The organism is Pseudonocardia thermophila (genome assembly GCF_900142365.1).
GTDB classification, from domain to species: Bacteria; Actinomycetota; Actinomycetes; order Mycobacteriales; family Pseudonocardiaceae; genus Pseudonocardia; species Pseudonocardia thermophila.
In genome coordinates this window covers 127,848-153,816 of record NZ_FRAP01000009.1, presented here as the reverse complement: position 1 = coordinate 153,816, position 25,969 = coordinate 127,848, and the positions used below count along the sequence as shown (strand labels likewise).

Below are 25,969 nucleotides of genomic sequence, written 5' to 3'. Positions count from 1 at the left end.
CAACGATGTCTCACCGTGAGCTTTCTCGTCGCCAACTGCTGCGAGACGCAGGCAGATACGGCCTCGCCGTCGCTTCGCTCATGGGCGTTGGTGGCGCGCTCACCGCCTGCGCCGACTCACGCTCCACGGCGAGCTCCGGAGACATCACCGTGGGGCATTTGTTCTCGCGGACCGGCTCGGTCGCCGCAGTGGGTCAGGCCGCGGCGGGTGGTGTGCTGATGCGCATCGACGAGGCGAACGAATCTGGCGGGATCAAGTCCCTCGGTGGCGCCAAGATCAACCTGATCGAGGCGGACGACCAGTCGAAGCCGGAGGTGGCGGCCGGGGAACTCGCCCGACTCGCGGAACAGGGTGCACAGGTCTGCATTGGCAGTGTCGGCTCGCCGGCCATGCTACAGGCGACACAGGAGGCGGAGCGCCAGCAGGTGTCCATCGTGAACTCGGTCAGCGTGCTGGACCAGATCAACCAGCGCGGTTTCCGCTACACGTTCACCTCGTGTGGCAACTCTCAACGCTACACCGAGGACTTCGTCCTCAACACCAAGACCGTGCTGGACCAGGCGGGCTACCGGCCGAAGAAGGTCGGTGTGCTGTTCGAGTCGAACATCCAGGGTCCGTTCTACGCGGACGCGATGCGCAAGTTCTTCCCGCAGTACACCAAGTGGGACGTCTCCTACTACGATTACCCGCTGGACACAAACGACTTCGAACCACTGTTGCAGCGTCTGCGCGGTGACGGTGTCGATGTCGTGGTGCTCGCCTCCTACGCCAAGGACGGCGCGCTGATCCTGCAGTCGATGCAGACGATGCGCTACGACGTCGGACTGATCGCCGGGTGCATGGGCGGCCTGATCAGCCGAGAGTTCATCACTTCGGCCGGTGACGCCGCGGAAGGCTTCGTCGGTGAGTCGTACTGGGTGGAACACCTAAAGCTGCCCGGGCTGCAGGGATTCCTCGACAAGGCGAGGCAGGGGCAGTCCGGTCCGGTCGACCCGTTCACCGCATTGGGCTACGCGGCGGCCTCCGTCGTCGTCGACGCTCTCGAGCGCGCCGGTTCCACCGACAAGGCGAAGATTCACGAGGCCATCGCAGCGACCGATCTGAGTGCCGGGGAGAACGGGTTCATCGCGCCCGGCGGCGTCAAGTTCGATGCCACCGGCGCCAACTCCGCAATCCGAGGAGTCTATTATCAGATCAAGGACGGCCAGCAGCAAGCGGTGCTCCCGAAGGAGTTCGCCGTCACCGAACCGACCGTTCCGCACGCGACCTGGTAGGGAGCGCCGGAATGGTGCTGTTCTGGTCTGCATTGATCTCCGGGCTGCTCCTCGGCGGGTTGTACGCGCTGCTCGCGTCCGGGTTCCACTTGGCGCTCGGCGTGATCAACGTGGTCAACTTCGCCTATGGCACACTCGTGGTGAGCGGATCGTACGCCGCCCTGGTGCTCAACCGGTGGTTCGGGCTGGACCCGATCATCTCCGCAGTGCTGCTCACACCGGCCTTCTACCTAATCGGCCTCGGTCTGTGGCCGCTCTTGTTGAGGTGGTCAACGCACATGTTCCAGCTGATCACCACACTGGCCGTTGCGCTGATCCTGGAAGGGCTGCTGCTGACCTTCTTCGGCCCGGACGTCACCAGCGTTCACGCTCCGTACCGCGGCGCCGCAATCCACGTCGGTGAACTCTCCATCTCTGTACCCCGGCTCGCTATCGGGATAGCGGGCATGGCTCTGGTCGGGGCGCTTGGGATGTACCTGCACCGCACCTACGGGGGGCGTGCGATGCGCGCCATCGCTCAGAACGCCGCTGGAGCGGCGGTCGTCGGGGTGCCCATCAGGAGGATGTCGGCCCGGATCATCGGGCTGAGCACCGGTGTCGCCGGACTCGCCGGCGCACTAACCGCGATCTATCTCCCGTTCAGCCCATTCGATGGATTCGAGCTGTTGATCGTGGTGTTCATCGTTACCGCGCTGGGCGGCTTGGGCTCGCTCACCGGCCTCGTAGTCGCCGCGATGCTGGTCGCGCTCGTCGAAAGCTTCTCCCAGTCGTACCTGCCGGGCGTGGTCTACCAACCGCTCGTCTACCTGATGTTGATAGCGGTGCTGTGGTTGCGACCGGAAGGAATACTCGGGAAGGGCCGGGCGTAATGACCACCGCGACAGGGGGGCCGACGGCCACCGGGAAGCTCTCAGCCGGATCTGGTCGGCGTTGGGCAGGACCGTCGTTGTCTCGAATGCTCGACCACCAGCCGTGGTTGCGCTATCTCCAGCCGGTCGTGCTGCTGATCGTCGCCATCCTCGTGGCACAGGTGGTTCCGTCGCGCTATGCCAACGCCCTGGTGCTGTTCACGCTGTACGCCTACATCAGCATCTGCTGGAACTTCGTCGGCGGGCTCGCCGGCAAGCTTTCACTCGCCCACGGCGCGTTCTTCGGCCTCGGCGCATATATAAGTGCGGTCCTGTTCGTCGATCTTGGGGTCCCGCTCCTCGTTGGTGGGGTGATCGCCGCGGCGGTGGTCGCGATCTTCGCTTGGATCATGTCCGCGATTGCTTTCCGCCGAAGGATCGGCGCGCTGTACTTCGCCCTGCTGACCCTGGCATTCGCCTACGTCCTGCTGGAGCTGGTGCGCCAGTACGAGATCGCCTACAAGTTGCTCGGCGTGCATCTTCCGCTCGTCGACGATCCGTTGAATTTGATCTTCTTGAACAAGTTCAACTCCTTCTACATCGGCATGGTGATGGTGGCGATCGCTCTGGCAGTGTGGATCTGGGTGAGCAGGCATCGGTTCGGATACATGCTGGCCGCGATCCGCGAGGACGAGGAAGCGGCAAAGGCACTCGGTGTCAACGTGCCGTCGGTGCTCACCGTCACGATGGTCGCCACCGCAGCCGCGACCAGTTTCGCCGGCGTGCTCGCCGCGGGCTACCTGCTCTCCGTCGAGGCGAACTTCGTCATGTCCTTCGAGTGGATGAACATCGTCCTGGCTGTCACCCTCGTCGGCGGTCTGGGCAGGATGTACGGCCCTGTGGTCGGCGCGGCGTTCATCACGATCATCGGGGAGATCGTCCGGAGTCTGCCGCAGTCCATCGCTGCGGGCGGGATTTCCACCATTGTCTACGGGGCGCTCGTCCTGCTGGCGGCCACATTGCTGCCGTCCGGGATCGTCGGCATCGCCCGTCGGGATCGAGAGCTGGTGGTGCGCTGATGGCCCTCGTGGCCGAGAAGGTGTCCAAACGATACAGCGGGCTGCTCGCGCTTGATTCTGTGTCGCTCGAACTGCCTCCGGGGCGGATCCTGGCGCTGATCGGGCCCAACGGTGCGGGCAAGAGCACGATGTTCGAGGTGCTCAGCGGCATGCGCAAGGCGGACGGCGGCAAGGTCGTGCTCGACGGGACCGACGTCACCGAACTGCCGCCCTGGCAGCGATGTCGTCTCGGGATCGCCCGCACCTTCCAGGTCGTGCGTCCGCTCGCCGCCATGACTGTGCTGGACAACGTGAAGGTCGGTGCCTTCGTTCGACACCACGACGCGTCTGAAGCCGAGGCGGTGGCCCGAGAAGCACTGGAGCAAGTGGGGCTCGCCGACCGCGCTAGCCAGCTTGCGCGGTCGCTGACCCTGCTACAGCGCAAGCAGCTCGAAGTCGCCCGCGCGCTCGCCACCCAGCCGCGGTACCTGCTGCTGGACGAGTGTTTCGCCGGACTGCGCGCCGCGGAGCAGGACGTGAGCATGCAGCTGGTGCGCAGGCTAGCGGACCGGGGCCTCGGTCTGATCCTCGTCGAGCACTCAATGAGGATCGTCATGCGGCTCGCTGAAGAGGTGATGGTGTTGCACCACGGCAAGAAGCTCGCTCAGGGAACACCCGCACAGATCGCGAAGAACCCCGACGTGCGAGCCGCTTATCTGGGAGCGCGCGATGTTGTCGGTTGACGGGTTGGTCGTCGGGTACCAGAGCGGACCGGTGGTTCGCGGCGTGGAGCTCGACGTCTCCGCCGGCGAGTTCGTCGCGGTGATCGGCGCGAACGGCGCCGGAAAGAGCACGTTGCTGAACACGATCGCCGGTTTGCTGCCCCCGTGGGAAGGGCAGATCACGGTCGACGGCGAAGACGTGACCGGCGAGGACAGCGCCGACATGGTGCGCCGCGGGGTGGTGCTAGTTCCCGAAGGCAGGCAAATCTTCGGCAGGATGACGGTTGCGGAGAACCTGCGGCTCGGTGCGTACAGCCCGCGGTGCCGGGCCGATGCCGAGGCCAGTGAGCGGCGCGTCTACGAGCTGTTCCCTCGTCTTGCCGAACGGCGCGATCAGCTCGCCGCGACGATGAGCGGCGGCGAACAGCAGATGCTTGCACTCGGCAGGTCACTGATGGCGCAGCCCCGCCTCTTGCTGCTCGACGAGCCTTCGCTGGGGCTAGCGCCCGTCGCAGTCGACGTCATCTTCGCTGCGCTCGCCGAGCTACGTGGCGACCTCACCGTGGTGCTTGTGGAGCAGGACGCGTCCCGTGCGCTCGAGTTCTGCGACCGCGGTTTTGTCATGGAGCAGGGTGGGTTCACTCTGACCGGCGAGGCGCGTGCGCTGCTCGGTGACTCCCGGTTGATGTCCGCATACCTGGGAATGGAGGTGGGGCAGTGAGCACGGTGCACACCGCCATCGTCGGCCTCGGCTACACGGAGTTCATGAAGCGGTCCAATCGCAGCACGCTTTCTCTCGCCGAGGAGGCGTGCCGGAAGGCGATCGAGGACGCCGGACTGTCGTCCGAGGATGTCGACGGCGTGATCTCGTTCGCGATGAACGATTCTGCGCCGACTCAGGCGGTGGCGACGGCGCTCGGGCTGTCTGCGCCCGGCTGGATGCTCGACTGGCTGGGTGGCGGCAACGTCTCGGTGGCGGTGGTCGGTGCAGCGGACGCGGCGATCCGTGCCGGCCTGGCGACCACCGTCGTCGTCTACCGGGCGATGAACGGCCGCTCCGGCATGCGCCTCGGCGGTACCGGCCAGGAGATGACTGCCGACGGCTCCCGTCAGTACATGGCACCGCTCGGCTGGATGACCTATCCGCAACACGTGGCGATGTGGTGCCGCAGACACATGGAGCGCTACGGCACCAGCAAGGACGCGTTGGGCCGGATCGCCACTGTGACCCGCTCGCACGCCATCCGCAATCCGCGGGCGCAGCAGCGCAAACCGATGACCCTTGCCGACTACCACGGCAGCCCTCGCATCGTCGATCCCTTCAACCTCTACGACATCTGCCTGGAGACCGACGGCGCCTGTGCGGTGGTGGTGACTTCAGCGGAACGAGCACGATCGCTGCGCCATCGTCCGGTCGGTGTGCTGTCGGCCGCGTACGGTGGGCGCCAGTCGCCGGGCGTGGATCTGGACGACGACCTCGCCTGGCCGGACATGTCTGAGAACTTCACTGGCGCGATTCGCGAGCGGCTCTTCGGCCTGGCCGGTATCGGCCCGGACGACGTCGACGTCGCGGAGATTTACGACTGCTTCACCTACTCGGTCATCATGGCCCTGGAGGGTCTGGGATTCGCCAAGCCTGGCGAGGGCGGTGACTACGCCCAGGACCCGTCGACGTTGACGATGGAGTCGTCCATGCCGGTCAATACCCATGGCGGCCTATTGTCTGAGGCCTACATCCACGGATTGAACCACGTGGTCGAAGCCACGGAGCAACTGCGCGGCCAGGCCGGCGAGCGTCAGGTGCCAGACGCCGAGATCGCGCTGGTTACCGGTGGAGCGATGACGGTGGGCTCCGGACTGATCTTGGCAGCGCTTTGAGACTCGGTGCGTTCCTCCCTGCGTCGTTCCCACGCGGCGTGCCCCCGGCTCGTGAGGTGTGTGAGTACGCGGCGCTCGCCGAGGACCTCGGGTTCGACGCGCTATGGGCAGGTGATCATCTGCTGTGGCGGGCGCCGATGTTGGAACCGCTCACCACACTCGGATACTTGGCTGCCGCAACGAGTCAAATCCACCTCGGCATCAACGTCTATCTCGCGGGACTTCGTCCGCCCGTGCTGTCGGCGCGGATGCTGGGCAGCCTGTGGTGGCTCTCGGAGGGCCGGCTGGAGCTCGGCGTCGGAGTCGGCGGTGATCACGAGCCGGACTTCGAGGCGGTTGGCGTCTCGATTCGTCATCGAGGCAAGCTTCTGGACGAGGCGCTGTCGAGCATCCGCCGATGGTGGACCGGTGATGATCCGGGCCGTCGTGTCTCGCCTAGCCCCGAACGGAGTTGTCCGCTGTGGATCGGCGGGCGATCCGAGGCGGCGCTGCGCAGGGTCGTGGCTCAGCAAGCTGATGGTTTCACCGCCCATCTGGTCACCGTGGAGCAGTTGGGCAAGGCGGCGGCGAGACTGCGGGAGATGTGTGAGGAGGCAGGAAGGCCGATGGCACGCGTCGCCGTCACCGTCATGGTCGATGTGCACGGCCGCGGTGGAGGCGATGGTGAGGAATTCCTACGAGCCCACTTCGGCGAGAACTCCGCGCGTCTGGCCAGGTTCCTCGTCTCCGGGTCGGAGGATGAGTGCGCTGAACGCCTCCGGGAGTACCTGCAGATCGCCGACCACCTCATCCTTCTGCCCGCGACGTTCGCGCCCGAGGCGGCACTTCCGAAACTCCGTAGGATCGTGGAGGTCGCATGATTGTGAATACCGAGTTTCCTCTGCCCGGCGTTCCACATCCCGTTTCGGACTTCGAGAGTGCGCCGTTCTGGCAGGGCCTGGCCGGCGGCAAACTGCTTGCGCCCCGCTGCACGCGCTGCGAGCGTTTCCACTTCCCGCCGCTTCCCGCGTGTCCGCACTGCGGAGATTCGACCTTGGATTGGCGTGAGCTGGTATCTACGCCGGTGGTGTACTCGTGGATCGTCGTGCATCGAGCGACTCGCCCGGAGATCCCCGTCCCTTACACCGTGGTGCTCGCCGAGTTCCCCGAAGGAATTCGCATTCCGGGCAACATGGCCGGTGATGCTTCGCCGTTGCTGCGAGCTGGCGCTCCGCTGAAGGTCAGCATTGCGTCTCGAGACGGCTTGCACGTGGTGGTGTACGACCGTGCGTGAGATCGACGGCATGACGGCGGTGGTCACCGGTGGTGGCGGTGCGATCGGTTCGGTCGCTGCCGAGACGCTCGTCGACCTCGGCGCCTACGTGGTGATCGTGGGCCGCGGTGAGGAGCGGCTGCGCCGCGTCGCCGACAAGCACCCCGGTCGAATTCATCCGTTCTCCATGGACATCGCGGACACCGAGGCGTGGGACGGGCTACGCCGATGGATCGAGGAACAGATGTCCGGTCCTGCACGGGTACTCGTCACCGCGGCTGGCCTCAACCATCGCGCGCCGTTCGTGGAATCGTCTCCCCAGCAGTGGGAGGAGATGTGGCGCACCAACGTGCTGGGTACGATGCTGGCCGCGCACACGCTGCTTCCCGGGATGTTGTCCGCAGGGTTCGGCCGGATGATCTTCGTGTCCTCGGCGGGCGCGCACATCGGCCTGACCGAGAGATCCGGCTACACTGCAACGAAAGGTGCGGTCGAAGCGTTCGCACGCAGCCTCGCCGCCGAGGTCGCGTTGGCCGGCGTCACCGTCAACTGCATCGCACCGGGTGTGGTGCCCACCGAGCTGAACCAGAAGTGGCTGGACTCCCGACCGGATATCCGCGATGCGATGTTGCGAGCTGTACCCGCCGGCAGGTTCGGTCACCCGGGCGAACTCGCTGCAGCGTTCCGGTTCCTCGTGCAGTCCGAATACAGTCAGGGAAGCACTGTGGTCGTGGACGGGGGATGGACGGCGGTATGAGTGACGAGTCTCTTATCCTGTCACTCCCCGAGCTGCTCGATCGACGAGCTGCCGAGCTCGGGGAGCGGACAGCTTTATGCTTCGAAGGGGATCGAATTTCGTATCGAGAGCTCGCGGAGCTGTCCTCGCGAGCTGCAGGGATGTTTCGCTCACGCGGGGTGAACGCGGGGGACCGCGTGGTCGTCCTGCTACGCAACGCAAGAGAGCTCCCGGTCGCGCTGGGAGCGTGCGCACGTCTCGAGGCGATACTGGTACCACTCAACCCACAGCATCGCGGTGACGTGCTTCGCTACATGGTTTCGCACGCTGAGCCTGCTGCAATGCTCGTCGACTCCTCCCTGCTCGACGGTTCGCAGCAGGCCGATGTTCGGGCGAGTGCGGTCAAGGCCAAACTGTTCGAGGCAGCCGAGTTCCTCACCTCGGTCAGCAGCTCGACGCCGTACCCCGGCACCGCGGATCCCTTTGCCCCCGGCGCGATCGTCTACACCTCCGGCACCACCGGTCGCTCGAAAGGAGCAATACTCAGTCAAGCGTTCCTGCTTCACGAGGCGGACGCCTATTTGAGCGCGGTCGAGCCGATCGAGCGCGACGTGTTCTGGACGACGCTGCCGCTGTTCCACACGAATGCGCTCTGCTTGAGTCTGCTGGGCGGATTGCTCGCCGGCCGACCGGTGGTGATCCGCAACCGGTTCAGTGCCAGCCGGTTCTGGGAGCAGGTGCGCGGAGATGGCGGCACCGTGGTCAACCTGCTCGGCGCGATGGTGCCGATCCTGCTGAAAACCCATCCCGATCCGGTCACTGATCATCCGGTCCGGCTCGCCGTCGGCGGCGGTGTGTCCGCGCCCGCGGTCGAGGCGTTCGAGAAGCGGTTCGGCGTACGCTTCATGGAGATCTACGGTCTGACCGAAACCGGGATGAACGCTGCGCGCTCACCCGGCAGCGGCGGTGTCGGTACGGTCGGCAAGGCGCTGCCGAGCTGGGAGATCCGCGTGGACGCCCCGGACGGCTCCGACGGCGAGATCCAGATCCGGGCACGTCGCCGCGGGGCGCTGTTCGACGGCTACTGGCGCGACGAGGAACGGACCGCGGCAGCGTTCACCGACGACGGGTTCTTCCGTACCGGCGATCTCGGCCGTTACGACACCGACGGCAATCTGTCCTTCCGGGGCCGGGCCAAGGACTGCATCAGGAGGCGTGGGGAGAACATCTCGCCGTCCGAGGTGGAGTACTCGGTCGCGCAGCACCCCGCGATCGCCGAGTGCGTCGCGGTGCCAGTCCCTTCCGAGCTCGCCGAAGACGAGGTGAAGCTGGTCTACGTCATCCACGGCGGGGCACAGGTGACTCCGCAGGAGCTGCACGAGTTCTGCAAGGAGCGGATGGCGCCGTTCATGGTGCCGCGTTACTGGGAGCGGCGCGACGTTCTGCCAAAGACCCCAACCCAGAAGGTCGAGCGACATCGGCTGCAGGGCCTCGGCCCCAACGTGCACGACATGGCCGGCAGGTAGGACGACCGCCGCATTCCGGTCGAGACGCGGACGGGGCTCGATGCGTCCGTAGCCGACCGCGGCCGTCACTCTCAAGCGCCCTTTGCTATCTGAAGTGACGTCCGTGGAAGAGTGGCCGCAGTCAGGATGCTGCGGGCCTCACCGCGGAGCCCGCGGCATGCGGTCCCTCCTCGATCCCCAGCGCCTGCTTGAGGAACTGCACCTGCAGCAGCAGGAGGTTCTCCGCCACCACCTCCTGCGGCGTCATGTGCGTCACCCCGGACAGCGGCAGCACGGTGTGCGGCCGGCCCGCCGCCATGAGCGCCGACGAGAGCCGCAGGGTGTGCGCGGCGACCACGTTGTCGTCCGCCAGCCCGTGGATCAGCATCAGCGGGCGGGTGAGCTTCGGTGCGTCCGCGATCAGCGATGAGCGGGCGTACGCGTCCGGGTCGCCGTCGGGGGTGCCGAGGTAGCGCTCGGTGTAGTGGGTGTCGTAGAGCGCCCAGTCGGTGACGGGCGCACCGGCGACGGCGGCGTGGAAGACGTCGGGTCGGCGCAGCACCGCGAGCGCCGCCAGGTACCCGCCGAACGACCAGCCGCGGATGCCCACCCGGCTCAGGTCGAGGTCCGGGTGCCGTTCGGCCAGCGCGTGCAGCGCCGCCACCTGGTCCTCCAGGACGGGCCCGGCGAGGTCGCCGTGCACGGCCCGCTCGAACCGCGGCCCCTTGCCGGGGGTGCCCCGCCCGTCCACGACGACGACGGCGAAGCCTTGCTCGGCGAACCACTGGCTGGTCAGGAACGCCCGCCGGGAGGCGACGACGCGCTGGGCGTGCGGCCCGCCGTAGGGGTCCATGAGCACGGGCAGCTTCGTGCCGGGCTCGTGCCACGACGGCAGCAGCAGCGCCGTGGGCAGGTCGCGCTCGGTGACCTTCGCGAGGGCGGGCGCGGGTTCGAGGCCGGGCAGGTCGGCGAGCGACGCCACGGTCCACGTCGCCGAACCCCGGTGCACGGTCGTGACGGTGGAGTCGCTGTCCAGCGTCGCCGCCGAGACGACGAGCGTGCCGCCGGCGAGCCGCCCGGTGTGCACGCCGGGCCCGCTGGTGCGTTCGACCAGTCCGTCGGGGCTCCACGTCCACAGCCCCACCGACGCCGGATCGGTGCCGGCGCGCAGCAGCACCACGTCCCCGTCGACGTCTGCGACGCCGCGGACCTGCAGCCCCTCCGGCGTGACCGGTTCGCCGTCGACGGTGAGCCGGCGGGTGTCGCCGCTCTCGTCGACGTCGAGCAGCGCGCCCGACGCCAGCCGGGCCGGCACACCCGGGATGATGTCGACCCACGCCGGGTCGGTGCGCTCGGTGAACAGCGTCGTCGCGCCGGTCGCCGGGTCGACGGTGAGGGTGCGCAGCGCCCGCTGGTCCCGCGGCTGGACCACGACGAGCAGGCCGTGCGCGTCCCACACGACGTCGACGAGGTACTCGTCGCGCTCGACGTCCCAGTCGATCGGCACCCGGCTGCCGTCGAGGCCGATGATCTCGGCCGTGACCCGCGCGTTGTTCGTGCCGGCGGCCGGGTAGGCGACGACGGTGGGGGTGCGGTCGGGGTTGGCGGGGTCGGCGATGTGCCAGCGCCGCACCCGGTTCTCGTCCACCCGCGCGACCACGAGCGCGCTGCCGTCGGGTGCCCACCAGAACCCGCGCATCCGCCCGATCTCCTCCGCGGCGGCGAAGTCGGCGAGCCCGTAGGTGATCCCCTCGCCCTCCGGCTCGGCGAGCGTGGTGGTGGTCCGCGCGGTGAGGTCGTGCACGTGCAGCGCGCCACCGCTGACGTAGGCGACGCAGCGGCCGCTCGGATCCGGTCGCGGGTCGATCACCGGGCCGGGCGTCTCGAGCTGCCGCGGCGACAGCCCCGCCGTGAACTCCGCGACGTACAGCTGCCCGCCGAGCGGGAAGGCCGCCATCGTGACCGGCCGGTCGGTGGCGTAGCCGACCACGCCGCCCGCCTGCTCGCGGGCGCGTTCCCGCCGTGCCTTCTCCTCCGGGGGCAGGTCGGCGTCAGAGGCGCGGCCGAGCTCGCCGGGATCGACGACGAGGCGTTCCTCACCGGTCTCGAGGTCAAGCGTCCACAGGCAGGTCACCGGGTCGGTGCCGCCCTTGCTGCGCAGGAACACCACGCGCCCCCCGTCCGGGGAGACGGTGAACGTCCGAGGGGCGCCGAGGGTGAAGCCACGGGTGCGGGCCTGGCGGCGGGGGAAGCTGTCGGTCACGGGGTGCAGTCTGCCCGCTCGCCCTGGCCGAACGGTGCGGTACCGGTCCTCGCACCGGTCATCTACGGTCCGGTCATGATCTTCCGCCGCCGGGCGGTCCTGGCGCTGTGCGCGTCGGTGCTGGCCGTCCTCGCCGCCTGCACCACGGCGGGCACGCCGACCGCGGCCGCGCCGGCCGACCCCGCTGCCGTCCCCGACGAACCGTTCGCGGCCGCGCTGACGCGGTTCGGCGGCGGGGTCCGCGGCGTCGTCGAGTTCGTCGATCTGCGCGCGGTCGCGACCGGCTCCGGGACGTGGTCGCAGCTGGTGAGCGGCGGCCGGTTGGGCCCGTACGCGCAGCAGCTGGCCGAACGGCTGCGCATCGACGTGCTCGGCGCCGACTGGACCGCCACCGCCTCCGCGGGCGGCCCGCTGATCACGCTGGTGGCGGGCGGGCAGGACGCGGCGGCGATCCGCACGGCGGCCGAGGCCGCCGGCTGGACCGGCGCCGACGTGCTCGCCCGCGATCTCGCCGTCGCCGAGCCGCTGACCGTGCAGGCCGCCACGATCCGGCCGATCGGCGCGGACGTGGTCGTCGGCGGTGCCCGCGCGCCGGTGGAGCTGGTCGACGGCCCCGGCCCGGCGCTGGCCGACGATCCGCAGGTCGCTGCGCTGCGCGACTGCCTCGGCCAGGGGCTCGCCGTGGTGATGCTGCACCGGCCGGAGCGTGGATCCGCCTACGCGGTCGGTGCCGCACCGGCCCCGGACGATCCCGCGGGCGCGGTGAGCACGGTCTGCGCGACCCACGAGACCCCGGCCGCGGCCACGGACCGGGCCGCCGCCGTCCGGGCCGATGCGGCGCCCGGCGCGGCGGCACCGTGGGGCGGTGCGCTCGTCGATCCGCAGGTGACGGAGCTGGGCGGCCCGGCGAACGTCGTTCGGCTGACCGGCCGCAACGCCGCCGACCGCCCGCCCACGTTCGTTGTCGGGCAGATGTCGCGGCAGGACCTGCCGGGCGGGATCCGTTGAGCCCGCAGCACTGATCACGCATCCTGATCGCGCAGCGTCGATCAGGGCACGCAGGGCACCTCGTCCGCGCTGATCACCCGCGCGGTCGTCGTGGGGATGGGGGTCATCGGCGCCGTGGGGGACGGGCTCACCGACGAGGTCGTCGTCGGTGCCGGCGCGCTCGTGACGGCGAGCGGCTCGGGCGCAGCCACCGTCGTCGCCGCGATCTCCGGTTCGTCGGACAGCAGAGCGGTGGCGAACTCGCGGACCGCGGTGCGGTCGATCTGCACGGCGATCCCGTCGGCGGGCGTGGGTAGGTCCGGGCGGCCGGTCGGGATCGTGTGCAGGGTGAGCTCGTCCATCTGCAGCGCCTGGACCTGCGCGACCACCTGCGGGATGTCCCAGCTGCTGTCGAGCACGACGTGGCGGGTCACGATCCCGACGAGCTCGGCGAGCCGGTCGGGATCGGTGAGTGCGCCGGTGGTGCGCAGCTGCTGGACGAGCCCGGCCAGGAACGCCTGCTGCCGGCCGATGCGGTCGAGATCACCGCCGGTGAGCCCGTGCCGCTGGCGCACGAACGCGAGCGCGGTCGCGCCGCTGACGGTCTGCCGGCCCGCCGGCAGGTCGAGCCCCGAGTAGCTGTCGCGGGCGGGTGCGGCGAGGCAGACGGGCACGCCGCCGAGCGCCTCGGTGAGCTCGACGAACCCGGCGAGGTTGATCTCGGCGAAGTGGTCGACGGTGACGCCGGTGAGGTTCTCCACCGTCTCGACGAGCACTGCGCGCCCCTTCTCGCGGGTGCGCCGGTCGAGCTCGGGGCCGGTCACGCCCTGGCGGGCCAGCTCCTGCTGGGCCTCGCGGACACCCCGCCAGTACGCCGAATTGATCTTGTGGGTGCCCCGGCCGCCGGCGATCGGCACGTACGAGTCGCGGGGGATGGACAGCGCGACCGGGGCTTTCGCCGGGTCGCCGGGCACGTGCAGCAGAATGATCGTGTCGGTGTGCAGCTGGCCCTCGTCGGGGCCCGCATGCATCTTGTCGAGCAGCTCGGCGGGCAGCGGGTTGCCGGACGCGTCGGTGCGCGCGTCGAGCCCGACGAGCAGCGCGGTGAACGACTCACCCGCGACGACCGGTGTCTGCGGCACGGTCGCGTCGCTGGTGACCAGGGCGTCCTGCACGCGGTGCTGGAGGGCCCAGGCCAGCCCGGCCACGACGAGAGCACTCGCGGAGGCCAGCGCGACGACGGTGCGCGCGATCGCGCGTACGGCACGCCGTCGACCCGGCATCCCCACGGCATCCCCCGGTCACCCGAAGCTGAAACGGTCTTACCCCCCGAGCGACCGCGGTGATCACCACAGTAGAGCGTCGAAGGGGCCGTGGACCAGCGGATGTCCGGGGATCACGGGGTGTGATCCTGCCCGCAGCCGGGTGGGTGGGACCGTCGAGCACGACGTCGCCGTGATCGACGAGGCCCGTCGATCACGGCAGTGCCGTTCTCGACGCGGGGACCTGCACGGCTCACCAGCCGCGCGCCCGCCACTCCCCGAGGTGCGGCCGCTCCTCGCCGAGCGTGGTGTCGTCCCCGTGGCCGGGGTAGACCCACGTCTCGTCGGGCAGCGCGGCGAAGATCCGCTCCTCGACGTCGTTGATCAGCGACGTGAAGTCCTCGGGCGAGTTGGTCTTGCCGACCCCGCCGGGGAAGAGGGAGTCGCCGGTGAACACGTGCGGTCGCTCGTCGTCGCGGTAGATCAGCGCGATCGAGCCCGGCGTGTGCCCGCGCAGGTGCACGACGTCGAGCGTGATCTCGCCGAACCGGACCTGGTCGCCGTGGTCCACCAGCTCATCGACCGGTACGGGCAACTCGGGCGCGTCGAGCGGGTGCGCGATCGTGCGCGCCTCGAACATGCCCTTCATCGCGCCGAGCGCCTGCCAGTGGTCGAAGTGCCGGTGGGTGGTGACGATGTGGCGCAGGTCGGGCCGCTTCGGCCCGGAGCCGATGGCGTCGACGAGGCGGTCGGGATCGTTCGCCGCGTCGATCAGCAGCGCCTCGCCGGTCGCGCGGCACACCAGCACGTACGCGTTGTTGTCCATGGGGCCGACCGAGACCTTCGTGATGCTCAGCGCATCGAGGTCGCGGCGGGCCGCGGGGCCACCGGGATCGGTGTGTCCGGTGTAGGCGATGACGTCCACACCCGCCACCATAGGCCCGCGTCAGCGCCTCAGCAGCACCCGGACCGTCTGCAGCGCGATCAGCAGGTCGAGCCCGAGCGACCAGCGCTGCGCGTACTCGTTGTCGGCCGCGGCCCGCTCCACGATCGACGTGTCGCCGCGCAGCCCGCGCACGACCGCCAGCCCGGTCAGCCCGACCGGCACCCGGTGGCGGTCGGCGTAGCCGGGCACGGTCGTGGAGAACCGGTCGACGAAGTACGGCCGCTCGGGCCGCGGCCCGACCAGGCTCATGTCGCCGACCAGCACGTTCCACAGCTGCGGCAGCTCGTCGAGCGAGGTGCGCCGGATGAACCGGCCGACCGGCCCGAGGCGGGCGTCGTGGTCGATGTTCCACCGCACATCGCCCTCGCCGGCCACCGGTCGCAGCGACCGCAGCTTGTAGAGCGTGAACACTTTCCCGTGCTGCCCGACCCGCTGCTGCCGGAACAGCACCCCGGGCCCGCTCTCCAGGCGCACCGCCAGGGCGAGCACCGCGAGGACCGGTGCGACCAGCACGAGCGCCACCAGCGCCACGACCACGTCGACGGCGCGCTTCACCGCCCGCGCCACCCGCCCCCCGCGGGGCGGCGCGGTCGCCGTGTGCAGCACCGGCAGCGGCACGGTCGCCGGTACCCCCGTCGGCGCCGGCACCGCCGCTGTCTCCTTCACCCCCGTGTCCACTCGTTCGAGGATGCTCCGCACACGGCCGGGAGACCTCCGTGTTTCCCCCTGACCGCTCAGCGATTCCTCAGGGATCCGCCCGGAGGGCGCGGGCGATCTCGCCCCACCGCTGCATGGGTGCGCCGGCGGCCACCGAGTCCACGGTCAGGTAGCTGACGATCCGGGCCGCGACTCCGCGGTAGCGCTCGCGCAGGGTGTCGGCGATCGAGTCCCACGGGCCGACCACGGCGAAGTGCTCGACCATCTCGTCGGTGATCGTCTCGCGCATGCCGTCGAGATCGCCCGCCTTGAGCAGCTCGTTGAGCCGGGCGGACGTGCCGGTGAAGCCGAGGTCGTCGAACTGGAACGCGTAGTTCTTCGTGGAGCCGTAGAAGGCGATCTGCTCGCGGGCCCGGCGCAGCAGCGGCGCCCGCTCCTCCGGGGTGTCCCCGGGCACGATGAACACCGGGACGATCAGGTCGACGTCGTCGGGGGAGCGGCCGGCCGAGGCAGCACCTTCGGCGACCGCGGGCAGCAGCCGGGTGCGCAGGTAGTGCACGGAGTGCAGGGGATGGACGTGGATGCCGTCAGCCACCGCCCCGGCCATCCGGCACATCCACGGCCCGACCGCGGAGACGTCGACCTTGATGTCGCCGTACTCGTGGCGGGGCGGGACGAAGCCGTGCGGCAGCAGCGTGAGCCGGTAGTACTCGCCCTCGTACGCGAGCCGCTCCCGGCCGGCGAACGCGGCGAAGCAGGCCCGCACCGCGTGCACGTAGTCGCGCAGCCGCGGGCCGGGCGGATCGAACGCGGACCCGTAGCGGCGCTCGACGTGCGCGCGCACCTGGGTACCCAGGCCGAGCCGGAACCGGCCGCGCGTCGCACCCGCGAGCTCCCACGCGGTGGCCGCGGCGATCATCGGGCTGCGCGGGAAGGCGACCGCGACGCCGGTCGCGTACTGCAGCTCCGGCGCCGCTGTGACGGCGGCCGAGATCGACATCCACGGCGTCAGGTCGGTCTCGGTGAACACGATCCCGGACAGGCCGGCGTCCTGCGCCGAGCGGGCCAGCTGCGCGATGTGCGCCCAGTCGCCCGGCGGCGTCATGAGGTCGAACTCCACGCGCCCGACGCTAACCGACGCACGACGGCCGCGCGGCGGGGTGCCGCACGGCCGTCGTGGTGGTGGGAGCGGTCAGTCGTTGGTGGGCGTGACCTCGCCCATCTCCACCCAGGCATCGCCGGGCAGGTCCTGGTAGTTCAGGTTCGGCTTCTTGGTGACCCAGCGGCCCATGTCGACGAAGAACTGCTGGGCGTGCGCGGTCTTGACGTGCTCGGCGCCGGCCTCGCTGTCGCGGAACACCTCGATGATCGCGTACTCGTACGGGTCGGTGCCGCTGCGGTAGTAGTCGAACGAGATGTTGCCCGGCTCTTCGCGCACCTTCCTGGTGTACTCGTCGATGCCGGCCAACCACTCGTCGTGCCGGTCGGGACGGATCTGAGCCTGGATGACGATGAGGATCATGGGCGCACCTCCACGGACGCGACGACAGTGGCCGTCCGGAGTCTTCCACGCCGCCGCGGGCGAGCCGATCTCAGATTGGTACAGCTCGGATCGGTGCGCCACCGCGCGTCGACGGGCTGCCGTCGCGGGCTCTGCTCGCTAAGGTCTCGGACCTGGAGCGCCCGCGAGGAGCTCCACTCCCGGTGCTGCTCGCAGGAGGACGCCCGTGTCGCCGCGCAACCCCCAGACGATCGCGTACCCGTCCCCGACCTCCCGGCCCCGCCGGCGCGGCCTCGAACCGCTGCCCCCGCACGTGATCGTGCTGTTCGGGGCGACCGGTGACCTGGCCAAGCGCAAACTGCTGCCGGGCCTGGCTTACCTCGCGGAGTCCGCGCTCGCGCCGGACGTGCGGGTCGTCGGCACGGCGGTCGAGGACCTGTCCGACGACGCCTTCCGCGATCTCGCCAAGGACGCGATGCGCAACTTCGGCGTCCACAAGCTGTCCGACGAGGCGTGGGAGCGGTTCGCCCAGAAGCTCACCTACGTCGGGATCGACGCGGGCCCGGAGGGGTTGTCCGCCGCCGTCGCCGCCGCGGAGGAGAAGCTCGGCGAGGACGTGCAGCGGCTGCACTACCTGTCGGTGCCCCCGAAGGCGGCGCAGGCGGTGATCGCGATGCTGCGCGACGCGAAGCTCGTCGAGCGGTCGCGGGTGGTGATGGAGAAGCCGTTCGGGCACGACCTGCGCAGCGCGATCGAGCTGAACGACTTCGTCCACGAGGTGTTCGACGAGTCGCAGATCTTCCGCATCGATCACTTCCTGGGCAAGGAGGCGGCGCAGAACATCCTCGCGTTCCGCTTCGCCAACGGCCTGTTCGAGCCCATCTGGAACCGCAACTTCATCGACCACGTCCAGATCGACATCCCCGAGCAGCTCGGGCTCGACCAGCGCGCCAACTTCTACGAGGCCACCGGCGCGTACAAGGACATGGTCGTCACCCACCTCATGCAGGTGATGGCGTTCGTCGCGATGGAGCCGCCGACCGCGCTCGAGCCGCGGGCGATCAGCGAGGAGAAGAACAAGGTCTTCCGCTCCCTGCTGCCGATCCATCCGCACGACGTCGTGCGCGGGCAGTACGTCGGCTACCGCGACGAGGACGGGGTCGCCCCCGACTCCGACACCGAGACGTTCATCGCGCTGCGCGTGGGTCTGGACAACTGGCGGTGGGCCGGGGTGCCGTTCTACCTGCGCACCGGTAAGCGGATGGCCGAGGGCATGCGGATCATCTCGATCGCGTTCAAGGAGGCCCCGCGCACGATGTTCCCGCCCGGTTCCGGGGTGGGGGAGGCCGGGCCGGACCACCTCACGTTCGACCTCGCCGACTCGTCACGGGTCTCGCTGTCGTTCTACGGCAAACGGCCCGGGCCCGGGTTCCGGCTGGAGAAGCTGTCGATGCAGTTCTCCACGCAGGAGACCGAGTCGGCCGCCGACGTGCTGGAGGCCTACGAGCGGCTGATCCTCGACGCGATGCGCGGCGACCACACGCTGTTCACCACGGCGGAGGGCATCGAGTCGCTGTGGGAGCGGTCGCAGCCGCTGCTCGACGACCCGCCGCCGGTGAAGCCGTACCCGCAGGGCACGTGGGGACCGAACGCGATCCACCAGCTCATCGCGCCGAACGCCTGGCGCCTGCCGTTCGAGCGGGGCTGGCGGGAGCGGAAGTAGGGCCCGATCACCGCCGCGGACGTTCCCCGCCCACCGCGGCGAACGGGCCCAGCGAGCCCGTGGCGTGCCCGGCGTGCACGACCATCAGCGGACGACCGGTCATCCCGAGGTCCGCCATGCGCAGCGCCATCGGGTGCACCCCGAGCTGCACCGACGAGTTGCCCCGGCCGATCGTGGCCGCGGAGACCCGCACCGGCATCGTGCCGCGCAGCAGCCGCCCGGCCTGCGCGCCGAACGCGGGCCGGCTCCACACCGGCAGGGTCAACGCGGTGCGCGGCGGCACCGGAACCCGCCCGGCGGTCAGCTCGGCCTCCATGACGAACTCCGGCCCGTCGTGCACCACCACCCGGGCCCGGCGGCCGTGGAACTCCAGCTCCGCCCGCATCATCCACTTCGGCAGGCCCCAGAGGTCCTGCCCGGCCTCGCAGGTGAACGCGCCGGTGACCGGCAGGTCGAGGACGTGCAGGCCCGCCTTCAGGCCCGGTCCGGTGACCAGCAACCCCACCCCGACCTCGTCGTACGTGCCCAGCTCCCACTCGTCGTAGTGCACGAGCAGCAGCACCGACAGCGCCCGGCCGCCCACGGTCCACGGTTCCAGCTCGGTGCCGCGCAGGTGCTCTGCAGCAGCGTCGGCGGGTGCGGCGTAGACCGCCACCGCGCTCTCCGCGTGGGTGATCGACACCGGCAGGGTGACCGTCCGCCCCTGGATGGTCCACGTGCAGTCGGAGAGCAGTTCGGCCATCCGGCCACGGTAGTGCGGCACTGCCCGCCGCGCGACCTCCGCTCGCCGAAGGATGTTGCGCTCTGCGCGGGGTGCGAGGACCGTGTGCCGGCATGCGTGACGAGAGCGTGGACGTGGTGGTGATCGGTGGCGGGATCGCCGGGCTCTCCGGGGCGTTGACGCTGGTCAGAGCGCGCCGGTCGGTACTGGTGCTCGACAGCGGCGAGCCGCGCGGCGCACCGGCCGCGGCTGTCCACGGGCTGCTGTCCCGCGACGGGGTGCCGCCCGCCGAGCTACTCGCCGAGGCCCGCTGCGAGACAGAGCGCTGCGGTGGGCGCGTCGTGCTCGATCCCGCCGTGGCCGCCCGCCGCTGCGGCGCCGGGTTCGTCGTCACGACGGCGGCCGGGCGCAGCGTCGGGGCGCGGCGGCTGCTCGTCACGACGGGGCTGGTCGACGAGCTCCCGGCCGTGCCCGGGCTGCGCGAACGTTGGGGCCGCGACGTGCTGCACTGCCCGTACTGCCACGGGTGGGAGGTGCGCGACCGGCGCATCGGTGTGCTCGGTTGCGCTGCCGGAGCCGTCGAGCAGGCCCTGCTGTTCCGGCAGTGGAGCCCCCGGATCGTGCTGTTCCTGCACACCGCGCCGGAGCCGTCCGACGAGGAGTGGGAGCAGCTCGCGGCGCGGCGGATCCAGGTCGTCGACGGGGAGGTGGCCGGGCTCGTCGTCGATCCGGCTGTGGACCGGGTCACCGCGGTGCGGCTCGTGTCCGGCCCCGAGGTGGCGGTGGATGCGCTGGCTGTGCGGCCGCGGTTCGTCGCCCGCGCCGGCCTGCTCGCCGCGCTCGGCCTGTCCGTCGTCGAGGACGCGACCGGCGTGCGGGTGCCCGCCGATCCGACCGGCGCCACGGCGGTGCCCGGGGTGTGGGTGGCCGGGAACGTCACCGATCTCACCGCGAACGCGGTCGTGTCCGCGGCCGCCGGCACCACCGCGGCCGCGCGGATCAACCACGATCTCGTGCTCGCCGACACCGCCGCCGCGGTGGCCGCGCGGGAGGATTTCTCCGCGGCCGCCGAGGCGGCGCTGTGCGAGCGGGTGCTGGGGGATCGCCGGCACGGGCTGACGCCGGCGTGACCGGCTACGGGCGCGAGGTCGCGTAGATGGCGTTGAGCGCCTGTCCCGGTGCCGGGGTCACCGTGACCTCGCCGAACCCGGCCTCGGCGAGCATGCGCCGCGCGGTCTGCTCGCCCCACGCGGCACCGAGCCCGGCCCCGCCCTCGGCCAGCGACACCGTCATGCAGTGCAGCGTGCTCAGCCCGTAGATCCACGGCGCGAACGGGTTGTCGAGGTTGTCGGCCACCGCGCTCTGCGCGTTGATGTCGACCATCACGAACTGTCCGCCCGGCACCAGTGCATCGTGCACCGCGGACAGGACGGCGGCCGGATCGACCTGGTCGTGGATCGCGTCGAAGGCGAACACGACGTCGAACGGCTCCTCCGGAGCGAGCTCGGCCACGTCCGCGACGGCGAACCGCACGTTCGCGAGTCCGCCGTCGGCGGCCTCCTGCTCCGCCCGCGCGATCGCGTCGGCGGACAAGTCGTAACCGACGAAGGTCGAGTGCGGGAACGCGGCGCCCAGCAGGCACAGCGCGTGCCCGGTGCCGCAACCGATGTCCGCGACCCGCGCCCCGGCGGCCAGCCGCTCGGGCAGTCCGGGCACCAGCGGCAGCCACACGTCGATCAGCAGCTCGTCCAGCGGCCGCCGGTTGAGCTGGTCCATCACCCCGGTGAACTCGGGCTGGAACGCGCTGTAGGGCACCCCGCCGCCGGTGCGGAACGCGTCGACGACCTTCTCCAGGTTGCGGCCGAGCAGCGTCACCATCGCGGCCATCGGCGCCACGTTCTTCGCCCCGCCGCCGGTGAGCGCGGCCGCGTGCTCCGGCGGGAGGGTGAACGTGTCGCCGTCCACGGCCATGATCCCGCCGGTGGCCATGGCGCCCAGCCACTCGCGCACGTACCGCTCGTCCAGCCCTGCCCGTTCGGCCAGCTCCACGGACGTCGCCGGGCCGGCCGCGGCCGCCTCGAACAGCCCGGTGCGGTGCCCGATGTCGATCATGTAGGCGAGCGAGGCGCTGGTGTAGAGGCCGAAGACGTGGCGCGCGAACTCGCGGACCTTGCGGCGGTCGGGTTCGGTCATGGGGTGATCATGCACAGAAATCGTTCAGAAGTCCGTGAAGGTGCAGTAGACGAAGGCGCCGGGCTTCTCGTCGGTCTCGGTCACGAGGACCTCACCGGTGTCGTTGTTGATGATCGTGCAGGTGAGGGTGGTGTCGCCCTTGGTCGAGATGGTGCCCGCAGCCACCTTCGGGTAGGCATCGGCTCCCCAGTCCGCGGTCGTGACGACCTCCGACCACGGGGCGGGCACGGACTGGCGGCGGACCTCGTCGCCCTTGCTGTCGTAGTACGTCAGCAGCGAGAGCTCGTAGTTGCCGTCGACTCGGAGTGTGAAGGAGCTCGGCCGCCCGCTCGGTGCGTGGCCGTGCGCTCGGTGTGGCCGGGGGTGATGCGGTCTCGGCCGAGATGGGCGCCGCGGCGGCGGAGGGCGAAGGCGTCGGGGCGGGTGCCGCGGCGTCGGTCGACACCTGCCTCGGGGCCAGCAGCCCAGCGCTCAGGACCGCACCGACCGCACCCGCCACCACCGCGATGCCGGCTGCTGCAGCCAGCAGCACACCGGTCCGCATCGGCTGCCGCGCCGGCTGCTCCGGGACGGCCAGCGTGAGCATCTGAGTGCCGCCAGGGGCGTGGGCGGCGGCCCGGTGCAGATCGGCCGCGAACGTGCGGGCATCGGGGTGCCGGTCGCGCGGGTCCTTGCTCATCGCGCGGGTGACGACCTCGTCCAGCGCAGGCGGGATGCCCGGGCGGCGCAGGCTGGGCCGCGGCGGCGGCTCGCCGAGGTGGGCGCGCATGAGGCTCGGCAGGCTCTGGCCGGGGAACGGCCGGTAGCCGGTCAGGCACTCGACCAGCACGCAGGCGAGTGAGTAGAGGTCCGACCGCGCGTCCGGCGGCCCGCCCGCGAACCGCTCCGGCGCCATGTACGCGAGCGTGCCGATGGTCGATCCGGTGGAGGTGAGGCCGGTGCCGTCGTCGGCGGTGCGGGCGATGCCGAAGTCGACGAGGTAGGCGAAGCCGTCCGGCGCTACCAGCACGTTGGACGGCTTCACGTCGCGGTGGACGATGCCGTGGTCGTGCGCGTCGGCCAGGGCCTCGGCGATCTGCCCGACGATCCCGACGGCCTGCGGAACGGGCAGCGGTCCGTCCGCGACGAGCTGGTCGAGGCTGCGGCCCTCGATCAGCCGCATGTCCAGGAACAGCCGGCCGTCGATCTCGCCGAAGTCGTGGATCGGCACGATGTGCGGGCTGCTCAGGCGGGCGACCGCGTAGGACTCGCGGCGGAAGCGCTCACGGAACCCCTCGTCGTGGGCCAGCGCGGGGGAGAGGAGCTTGAGGGCGACGGTCCGGTCGCGCCGGGTGTCGTAGGCCCGGTGGACCTCGCCCATGGCGCCGCGGCCGAGCAACCCGTCGAGCCGGTAAGGACCGATCATCCCCGTTGTCTGCCCGGCTGTGTCCGTCATCCCTCTCCTCGTCGTCGATCTTCCCGCGATCGTGGTCGCCGTCCGGGCCCCCACCGTTACCGGCTCGCCACCGCGCGCGACGAACCGCTTGACGAAACGAAACGTTGCGTTCAGTATCTGTCTCCGACCTCGAGGGGAGCACGACCAACGAGGAGGACCCGCCGATGCGTCGTCGTACGACGGTTGCTTCCCTGACCTGTGCACTGCTCGCCGTCGCGCTCGGACTCGCGGCCTGCGCCGAGCCCGGCCGGCCGGACGCCGAGGCGCCGATCGTCATCGCCGAGATCGTCGACAAGACCGGACCGGCCAAGGACTTCAACGACGCGGCCAACCCCGGCTACGACATGGCCGTCGAGGACATCAACAAGGCCGGGGGGATCGGTGGCCGCCGGCTGGAGGTCGTCCAGCTGGACGCGGCCTCCCAGCCCAACCGCGCCCCGCTGGTGCTCCGCGACGCCACCCGGTCCGGCGCCGTCGCCGTCCTCGGCCCCTACAGCAGCAACGCCGCCTTCGCCGCAGCTCCGCTCGCCGAGCAGCTCACGGTGCCGATCGTGCTGCCGACCTCGTCGGCGGCGTGGAAAGGGGAGTTCAACGGGTTCACCTTCCGGCTCACCCCGACCCTGGAGAAGGTCGTCCCCGAGTTCGTCGAGCACGTCCTCACCGCGCTGCAGGTGACCCGGGTGGGCGCCGTCGTCGACCAGGCGAACGAGGCGAGCGTGACCGAGGTGCGGCAGCTGGCCGAGGCACTGCCTGCCGGCGTGGCGCTGGAGCCGGCGCCGCAGGCGTTCCAGACGGGCGACACGGACTTCACCGCCCAGGTGTCGAACGTGCTCGCCGCCGACCCGGACGTCGTGTGGATCGGCGCCCAGGCGACCGAGGCCAGCCTGCTCATGAAGCAGTTCCGCTCCCGCGGCTTCACCGGGCGGTTCATCTCGAGCTCGACGCTGAACAACCCGGCGCTGTACGAGCAGTCCGGCGGCGCGGCGGACGGCCTCATCACCTTCCAGCCGGTGCAGGACTACGACCCAGCGGGCCCGAACAGCATCGTCACGAGCATGCGGGAGCGGCTCGGCCGCGCCCCCACCGGGACGATGCTGCAGGCCTACTCGGCCGTGCAGGTCCTGGCCGACGCCCTGGCGCGGGCGGCGGACCCGGGATCCGGCGCGAGCGTCGCCGAGGCGCTGGGCGAGACGCGCGGATTCGCCTCGCTGATGGGGCCGATCAGCTGGAACGGCAGCGGCGACAACCAGCACACGTTCTTCACCCCGCTGGAACTGACCGCAACGGGGTTCGCGGTGTGGAAGCCGGGGGTCTAGGCGGCCCATGTCAGAGACATCGGGAACGACATCGGGAACGACATCGGGAACGACATGGGCAACGACAGAGTCGGCATCGGGAACCCGCCTCGTGGTCGACGGGCTGAACGTCCGCTACGGCGGTGTGCACGCGGTCCGGGACGTGTCGCTGACCGCCCGGGCCGGCCGGATCACGGCCCTCCTCGGCCCGAACGGCGCCGGGAAGTCGTCGCTGCTGAACGCCGTCATGGGGCTCGTCCCCACCGACGGCGGGGAGATCGCGGTGACGGTGGACGGCGCGCCCCGATCCCTCACCGCCCGCTCCGCCCCCGCCCGGGCGCGGGCCGGCATCGCCCTCGTCCCGGAGGGGCGCGGCGTGTTCGGCACGATGACGGTGCAGGAGAACCTCGAGGTCGGCGGTTACCTCCTGCACGGCAGGCGGGCCCGCGCGGCGCGGGCGGCGGAGCTGCTCGACCAGTTCCCCCGCCTCGGCGAACGGCGGACGCATCCGGCGGCCGCGTTGTCCGGCGGCGAGCAGCAGATGCTCGCGATCGCCAGGGCGCTGATGACCAAGCCGCGGATCATGCTGCTCGACGAGCCCTCGCTGGGCCTCGCGCCGGTCGTCGTCCGGGACGTCGTCGAGATCATCCGCGGGATCGCCCGCGACGGGACGGTGGTGCTGCTCGTCGAGCAGAACTCGCACATGGCGCTCGAGCTCGCCGACCACGCGTACGTGCTCAGCGCCGGGCGACTCGTCTACGACGGCGACGCCGCGGGGCTGCGCGGCGCCGGCCAGCTCGCCGACCTGTACCTCGCCGCGCCGGGAGCCGGGTGATGGACGTCTTCTTCCAGGCGCTGTGGGGCGGCACGGTCGTCGGGGTCACCTACGCGGTGCTCGCCCTCGGATTCACCCTGATCTTCGGGGTGCTGGGCGTGCTGCAGTTCTCGCACCCGCAGATCTTCGTCGCGGGCGGGTTCGTCGGCTACGCCGTCCAGACGCTGGTCGGCGGCGGTCTTCCGGTCGTCCTCCCGGCGACGATGATCGCGTGCGCCGCGATCGGGCTGCTCGTCGAACGGGTCGCCATCCGGCCGCTGAAGCAGTCCTCGTTCCTCGCGCCGGCGATCGCGACGATCGCCGCCGGGATCGCGATCCAGAACATCGTGATCGTGGTGCGCGGGCCGGATCCGGTGTCGTTCCCGCCCCTCGTCCCGCCGGCCGACCTGCAGGTGGGCGGCGTGACGCTGCGCAGCGCGGAGATCTGCGCGCTGGTCGTCGGGGTGCTGGTCATGGCGGGCCTGCACCTGCTCATCCACTCCACCCGCTTCGGGCAGGCCATCCGGGCCACCGCGGACCGGCCGGACGTCGCCCGGTCGTTCGGCATCGACACGCGGCTGGTCTCCGTGACGACGATGGCGTTGGCCAGTGCGCTCGCCGGGGTGGCGGCCGTGCTGCTCGCCTCCGTCTACGGCACGCTCTCGCCGTTCATGGACACCTCGCTGGGGTTCAAGGGCCTGGTCATCATGGTCGTCGCCGGGCTCGCGAGCGTGTCGGGCAGCATGCTGTGCGGCGTCGCGCTCGGTGTGCTGGAGACCTTGCTCTCCCAGTACGTCTCGCCCGCGTACCGCGACGTCTTCGTGTGGGCGCTGCTGCTGGTCGTCCTCGTGGCGCGGCCGACCGGGATCTTCGGCCGCCGGGTCGTGACGAAGGTGTGA

Annotated in this window: 25 protein-coding genes; 16 read left to right on the top strand and 9 right to left on the bottom strand. The window is 70.6% G+C overall.

Features of this window, described 5'->3' with window-relative positions; translation table 11 throughout:
* Positions 1-5: 5 nt before the first annotated feature.
* From BUE41_RS13645 to BUE41_RS13600, 10 genes are all read left to right on the top strand, one after another.
* Entirely contained in the window at positions 6-1,274 is a 1,269-nt protein-coding gene (locus tag BUE41_RS13645; protein ID WP_143172140.1) for an ABC transporter substrate-binding protein, read from the top strand.
* Between the two features lie 11 nt (positions 1,275-1,285).
* Positions 1,286-2,143, top strand: coding sequence for a branched-chain amino acid ABC transporter permease (locus tag BUE41_RS13640; RefSeq protein ID WP_073457451.1), 858 nt, complete (start codon positions 1,286-1,288; stop codon positions 2,141-2,143).
* An 86-nt stretch (positions 2,144-2,229) separates the two neighbouring features.
* Positions 2,230-3,201, top strand: a complete 972-nt coding sequence (locus tag BUE41_RS13635; RefSeq protein WP_073457450.1) for a branched-chain amino acid ABC transporter permease — start codon at positions 2,230-2,232, stop codon at positions 3,199-3,201.
* Entirely contained in the window at positions 3,201-3,923 is a 723-nt protein-coding gene (locus tag BUE41_RS13630) for an ABC transporter ATP-binding protein (protein ID WP_073457449.1), read from the top strand. Before BUE41_RS13635 ends, BUE41_RS13630 begins: the two co-directional genes overlap by 1 nt.
* Positions 3,924-3,966: 43 nt before the next feature.
* Positions 3,967-4,623: an ABC transporter ATP-binding protein gene (locus BUE41_RS13625; RefSeq protein WP_234997239.1), complete on the top strand. Its 657-nt coding sequence runs from the start codon at positions 3,967-3,969 to the stop codon at positions 4,621-4,623.
* A complete protein-coding gene (locus BUE41_RS13620) occupies positions 4,620-5,780 on the top strand; it encodes a thiolase C-terminal domain-containing protein (RefSeq protein ID WP_200803885.1) in 1,161 nt (386 codons plus the stop codon). The genes BUE41_RS13625 and BUE41_RS13620 overlap by 4 nt, the downstream gene beginning before the upstream one ends.
* Positions 5,781-5,818: 38 nt before the next feature.
* The gene (locus BUE41_RS13615) at positions 5,819-6,640 is read left to right on the top strand and encodes an LLM class flavin-dependent oxidoreductase (protein ID WP_159444907.1); all 822 of its coding nucleotides are present in this window, start codon (positions 5,819-5,821) and stop codon (positions 6,638-6,640) included.
* Positions 6,637-7,053, top strand: coding sequence for a Zn-ribbon domain-containing OB-fold protein (locus BUE41_RS13610; RefSeq protein ID WP_073457446.1), 417 nt, complete (start codon positions 6,637-6,639; stop codon positions 7,051-7,053). Before BUE41_RS13615 ends, BUE41_RS13610 begins: the two co-directional genes overlap by 4 nt.
* On the top strand, positions 7,046-7,789 hold the full coding sequence (locus BUE41_RS13605; RefSeq protein WP_084754925.1) for an SDR family NAD(P)-dependent oxidoreductase: 744 nt from the start codon (positions 7,046-7,048) through the stop codon (positions 7,787-7,789). Before BUE41_RS13610 ends, BUE41_RS13605 begins: the two co-directional genes overlap by 8 nt.
* Positions 7,774-9,294: an AMP-binding protein gene (locus BUE41_RS13600; protein ID WP_084754923.1), complete on the top strand. Its 1,521-nt coding sequence runs from the start codon at positions 7,774-7,776 to the stop codon at positions 9,292-9,294. The genes BUE41_RS13605 and BUE41_RS13600 overlap by 16 nt, the downstream gene beginning before the upstream one ends.
* A 121-nt stretch (positions 9,295-9,415) precedes the next feature.
* Here BUE41_RS13600 and BUE41_RS13595 read toward each other — a convergent pair whose 3' ends face one another.
* Positions 9,416-11,536 carry a S9 family peptidase gene (locus BUE41_RS13595; protein ID WP_073457445.1) on the bottom strand — a complete coding sequence of 707 codons (2,121 nt, stop codon included), beginning with the start codon at positions 11,534-11,536 and terminating at the stop codon, positions 9,416-9,418.
* A gap of 75 nt (positions 11,537-11,611) precedes the next feature.
* Between BUE41_RS13595 and BUE41_RS13590 the strand changes: the two genes are divergently transcribed.
* Complete coding sequence (locus BUE41_RS13590; protein WP_143172139.1) at positions 11,612-12,544, top strand: hypothetical protein; 933 nt, start codon at positions 11,612-11,614, stop codon at positions 12,542-12,544.
* Positions 12,545-12,585: 41 nt separating this feature from the next.
* Here BUE41_RS13590 and BUE41_RS13585 read toward each other — a convergent pair whose 3' ends face one another.
* The 5 genes from BUE41_RS13585 to BUE41_RS13565 form a co-directional block, all read right to left on the bottom strand.
* A complete protein-coding gene (locus BUE41_RS13585; RefSeq protein ID WP_073457443.1) occupies positions 12,586-13,806 on the bottom strand; it encodes an LCP family protein in 1,221 nt (406 codons plus the stop codon).
* A 232-nt stretch (positions 13,807-14,038) separates the two neighbouring features.
* Positions 14,039-14,722, bottom strand: a complete 684-nt coding sequence (locus BUE41_RS13580) for an MBL fold metallo-hydrolase (protein WP_407691663.1) — start codon at positions 14,720-14,722, stop codon at positions 14,039-14,041.
* A gap of 9 nt (positions 14,723-14,731) precedes the next feature.
* On the bottom strand, positions 14,732-15,409 hold the full coding sequence (locus BUE41_RS13575) for a sugar transferase (protein ID WP_234997236.1): 678 nt from the start codon (positions 15,407-15,409) through the stop codon (positions 14,732-14,734).
* 67 nt (positions 15,410-15,476) lie between these two features.
* Positions 15,477-16,508, bottom strand: coding sequence for a TIGR03617 family F420-dependent LLM class oxidoreductase (locus BUE41_RS13570; RefSeq protein WP_200803884.1), 1,032 nt, complete (start codon positions 16,506-16,508; stop codon positions 15,477-15,479).
* A gap of 72 nt (positions 16,509-16,580) precedes the next feature.
* Positions 16,581-16,910 carry a putative quinol monooxygenase gene (locus tag BUE41_RS13565; RefSeq protein WP_073457441.1) on the bottom strand — a complete coding sequence of 110 codons (330 nt, stop codon included), beginning with the start codon at positions 16,908-16,910 and terminating at the stop codon, positions 16,581-16,583.
* A gap of 205 nt (positions 16,911-17,115) precedes the next feature.
* Between BUE41_RS13565 and zwf the strand changes: the two genes are divergently transcribed.
* Positions 17,116-18,612, top strand: a complete 1,497-nt coding sequence (gene zwf / locus BUE41_RS13560) for a glucose-6-phosphate dehydrogenase (protein ID WP_143172138.1) — start codon at positions 17,116-17,118, stop codon at positions 18,610-18,612.
* A gap of 7 nt (positions 18,613-18,619) precedes the next feature.
* On the opposite strand, the gene BUE41_RS13555 is transcribed toward zwf, so the two are convergent.
* Positions 18,620-19,354: an acetoacetate decarboxylase family protein gene (locus BUE41_RS13555; protein ID WP_073457440.1), complete on the bottom strand. Its 735-nt coding sequence runs from the start codon at positions 19,352-19,354 to the stop codon at positions 18,620-18,622.
* A gap of 92 nt (positions 19,355-19,446) precedes the next feature.
* On the opposite strand from BUE41_RS13555, the gene BUE41_RS13550 reads away from it, so the two are divergent.
* Positions 19,447-20,463, top strand: coding sequence for an NAD(P)/FAD-dependent oxidoreductase (locus tag BUE41_RS13550; protein WP_073457439.1), 1,017 nt, complete (start codon positions 19,447-19,449; stop codon positions 20,461-20,463).
* 4 nt (positions 20,464-20,467) lie between these two features.
* Here the strand turns inward: BUE41_RS13550 and BUE41_RS13545 are convergent, their stop codons facing one another.
* A complete protein-coding gene (locus tag BUE41_RS13545) occupies positions 20,468-21,526 on the bottom strand; it encodes a class I SAM-dependent methyltransferase (protein WP_073457438.1) in 1,059 nt (352 codons plus the stop codon).
* A gap of 91 nt (positions 21,527-21,617) precedes the next feature.
* Positions 21,618-22,961, bottom strand: a complete 1,344-nt coding sequence (locus BUE41_RS31300) for a serine/threonine-protein kinase (protein ID WP_234997235.1) — start codon at positions 22,959-22,961, stop codon at positions 21,618-21,620.
* A 164-nt stretch (positions 22,962-23,125) separates the two neighbouring features.
* Here BUE41_RS31300 and BUE41_RS13535 point away from each other — a divergent pair, with 164 nt between their 5' ends.
* From BUE41_RS13535 to BUE41_RS13525, 3 genes are all read left to right on the top strand, one after another.
* Positions 23,126-24,277, top strand: a complete 1,152-nt coding sequence (locus tag BUE41_RS13535) for an ABC transporter substrate-binding protein (protein ID WP_073457436.1) — start codon at positions 23,126-23,128, stop codon at positions 24,275-24,277.
* 91 nt (positions 24,278-24,368) lie between these two features.
* Positions 24,369-25,091, top strand: a complete 723-nt coding sequence (locus BUE41_RS13530) for an ABC transporter ATP-binding protein (RefSeq protein ID WP_073457435.1) — start codon at positions 24,369-24,371, stop codon at positions 25,089-25,091.
* Positions 25,091-25,969, top strand: coding sequence for a branched-chain amino acid ABC transporter permease (locus tag BUE41_RS13525; RefSeq protein ID WP_073457434.1), 879 nt, complete (start codon positions 25,091-25,093; stop codon positions 25,967-25,969). The genes BUE41_RS13530 and BUE41_RS13525 overlap by 1 nt, the downstream gene beginning before the upstream one ends.

Excerpts from the sequence above, each read along its gene's own strand:
- BUE41_RS13525 (WP_073457434.1), top strand. The coding sequence starts at position 25,091 with ATGGACGTCTTCTTCCAGGCGCTGTGGGGCGGCACGGTCGTCGGGGTC.
- BUE41_RS13645 (WP_143172140.1), top strand. The coding sequence starts at position 6 with ATGTCTCACCGTGAGCTTTCTCGTCGCCAACTGCTGCGAGACGCAGGC.
- BUE41_RS13565 (WP_073457441.1), bottom strand. The coding sequence starts at position 16,910 with ATGATCCTCATCGTCATCCAGGCTCAGATCCGTCCCGACCGGCACGAC.
- BUE41_RS13610 (WP_073457446.1), top strand. The coding sequence starts at position 6,637 with ATGATTGTGAATACCGAGTTTCCTCTGCCCGGCGTTCCACATCCCGTT.
- BUE41_RS13550 (WP_073457439.1), top strand. The coding sequence starts at position 19,447 with ATGCGTGACGAGAGCGTGGACGTGGTGGTGATCGGTGGCGGGATCGCC.
- BUE41_RS13535 (WP_073457436.1), top strand. The coding sequence starts at position 23,126 with ATGCGTCGTCGTACGACGGTTGCTTCCCTGACCTGTGCACTGCTCGCC.
- BUE41_RS13640 (WP_073457451.1), top strand. The coding sequence starts at position 1,286 with ATGGTGCTGTTCTGGTCTGCATTGATCTCCGGGCTGCTCCTCGGCGGG.
- BUE41_RS13590 (WP_143172139.1), top strand. The coding sequence starts at position 11,612 with ATGATCTTCCGCCGCCGGGCGGTCCTGGCGCTGTGCGCGTCGGTGCTG.
- BUE41_RS13580 (WP_407691663.1), bottom strand. The coding sequence starts at position 14,722 with ATGGTGGCGGGTGTGGACGTCATCGCCTACACCGGACACACCGATCCC.
- BUE41_RS13555 (WP_073457440.1), bottom strand. The coding sequence starts at position 19,354 with ATGGCCGAACTGCTCTCCGACTGCACGTGGACCATCCAGGGGCGGACG.
- BUE41_RS13545 (WP_073457438.1), bottom strand. The coding sequence starts at position 21,526 with ATGACCGAACCCGACCGCCGCAAGGTCCGCGAGTTCGCGCGCCACGTC.
- BUE41_RS31300 (WP_234997235.1), bottom strand. The coding sequence starts at position 22,961 with ATGACGGACACAGCCGGGCAGACAACGGGGATGATCGGTCCTTACCGG.
- BUE41_RS13585 (WP_073457443.1), bottom strand. The coding sequence starts at position 13,806 with ATGCCGGGTCGACGGCGTGCCGTACGCGCGATCGCGCGCACCGTCGTC.
- BUE41_RS13600 (WP_084754923.1), top strand. The coding sequence starts at position 7,774 with ATGGACGGCGGTATGAGTGACGAGTCTCTTATCCTGTCACTCCCCGAG.
- BUE41_RS13635 (WP_073457450.1), top strand. The coding sequence starts at position 2,230 with ATGCTCGACCACCAGCCGTGGTTGCGCTATCTCCAGCCGGTCGTGCTG.
- BUE41_RS13630 (WP_073457449.1), top strand. The coding sequence starts at position 3,201 with ATGGCCCTCGTGGCCGAGAAGGTGTCCAAACGATACAGCGGGCTGCTC.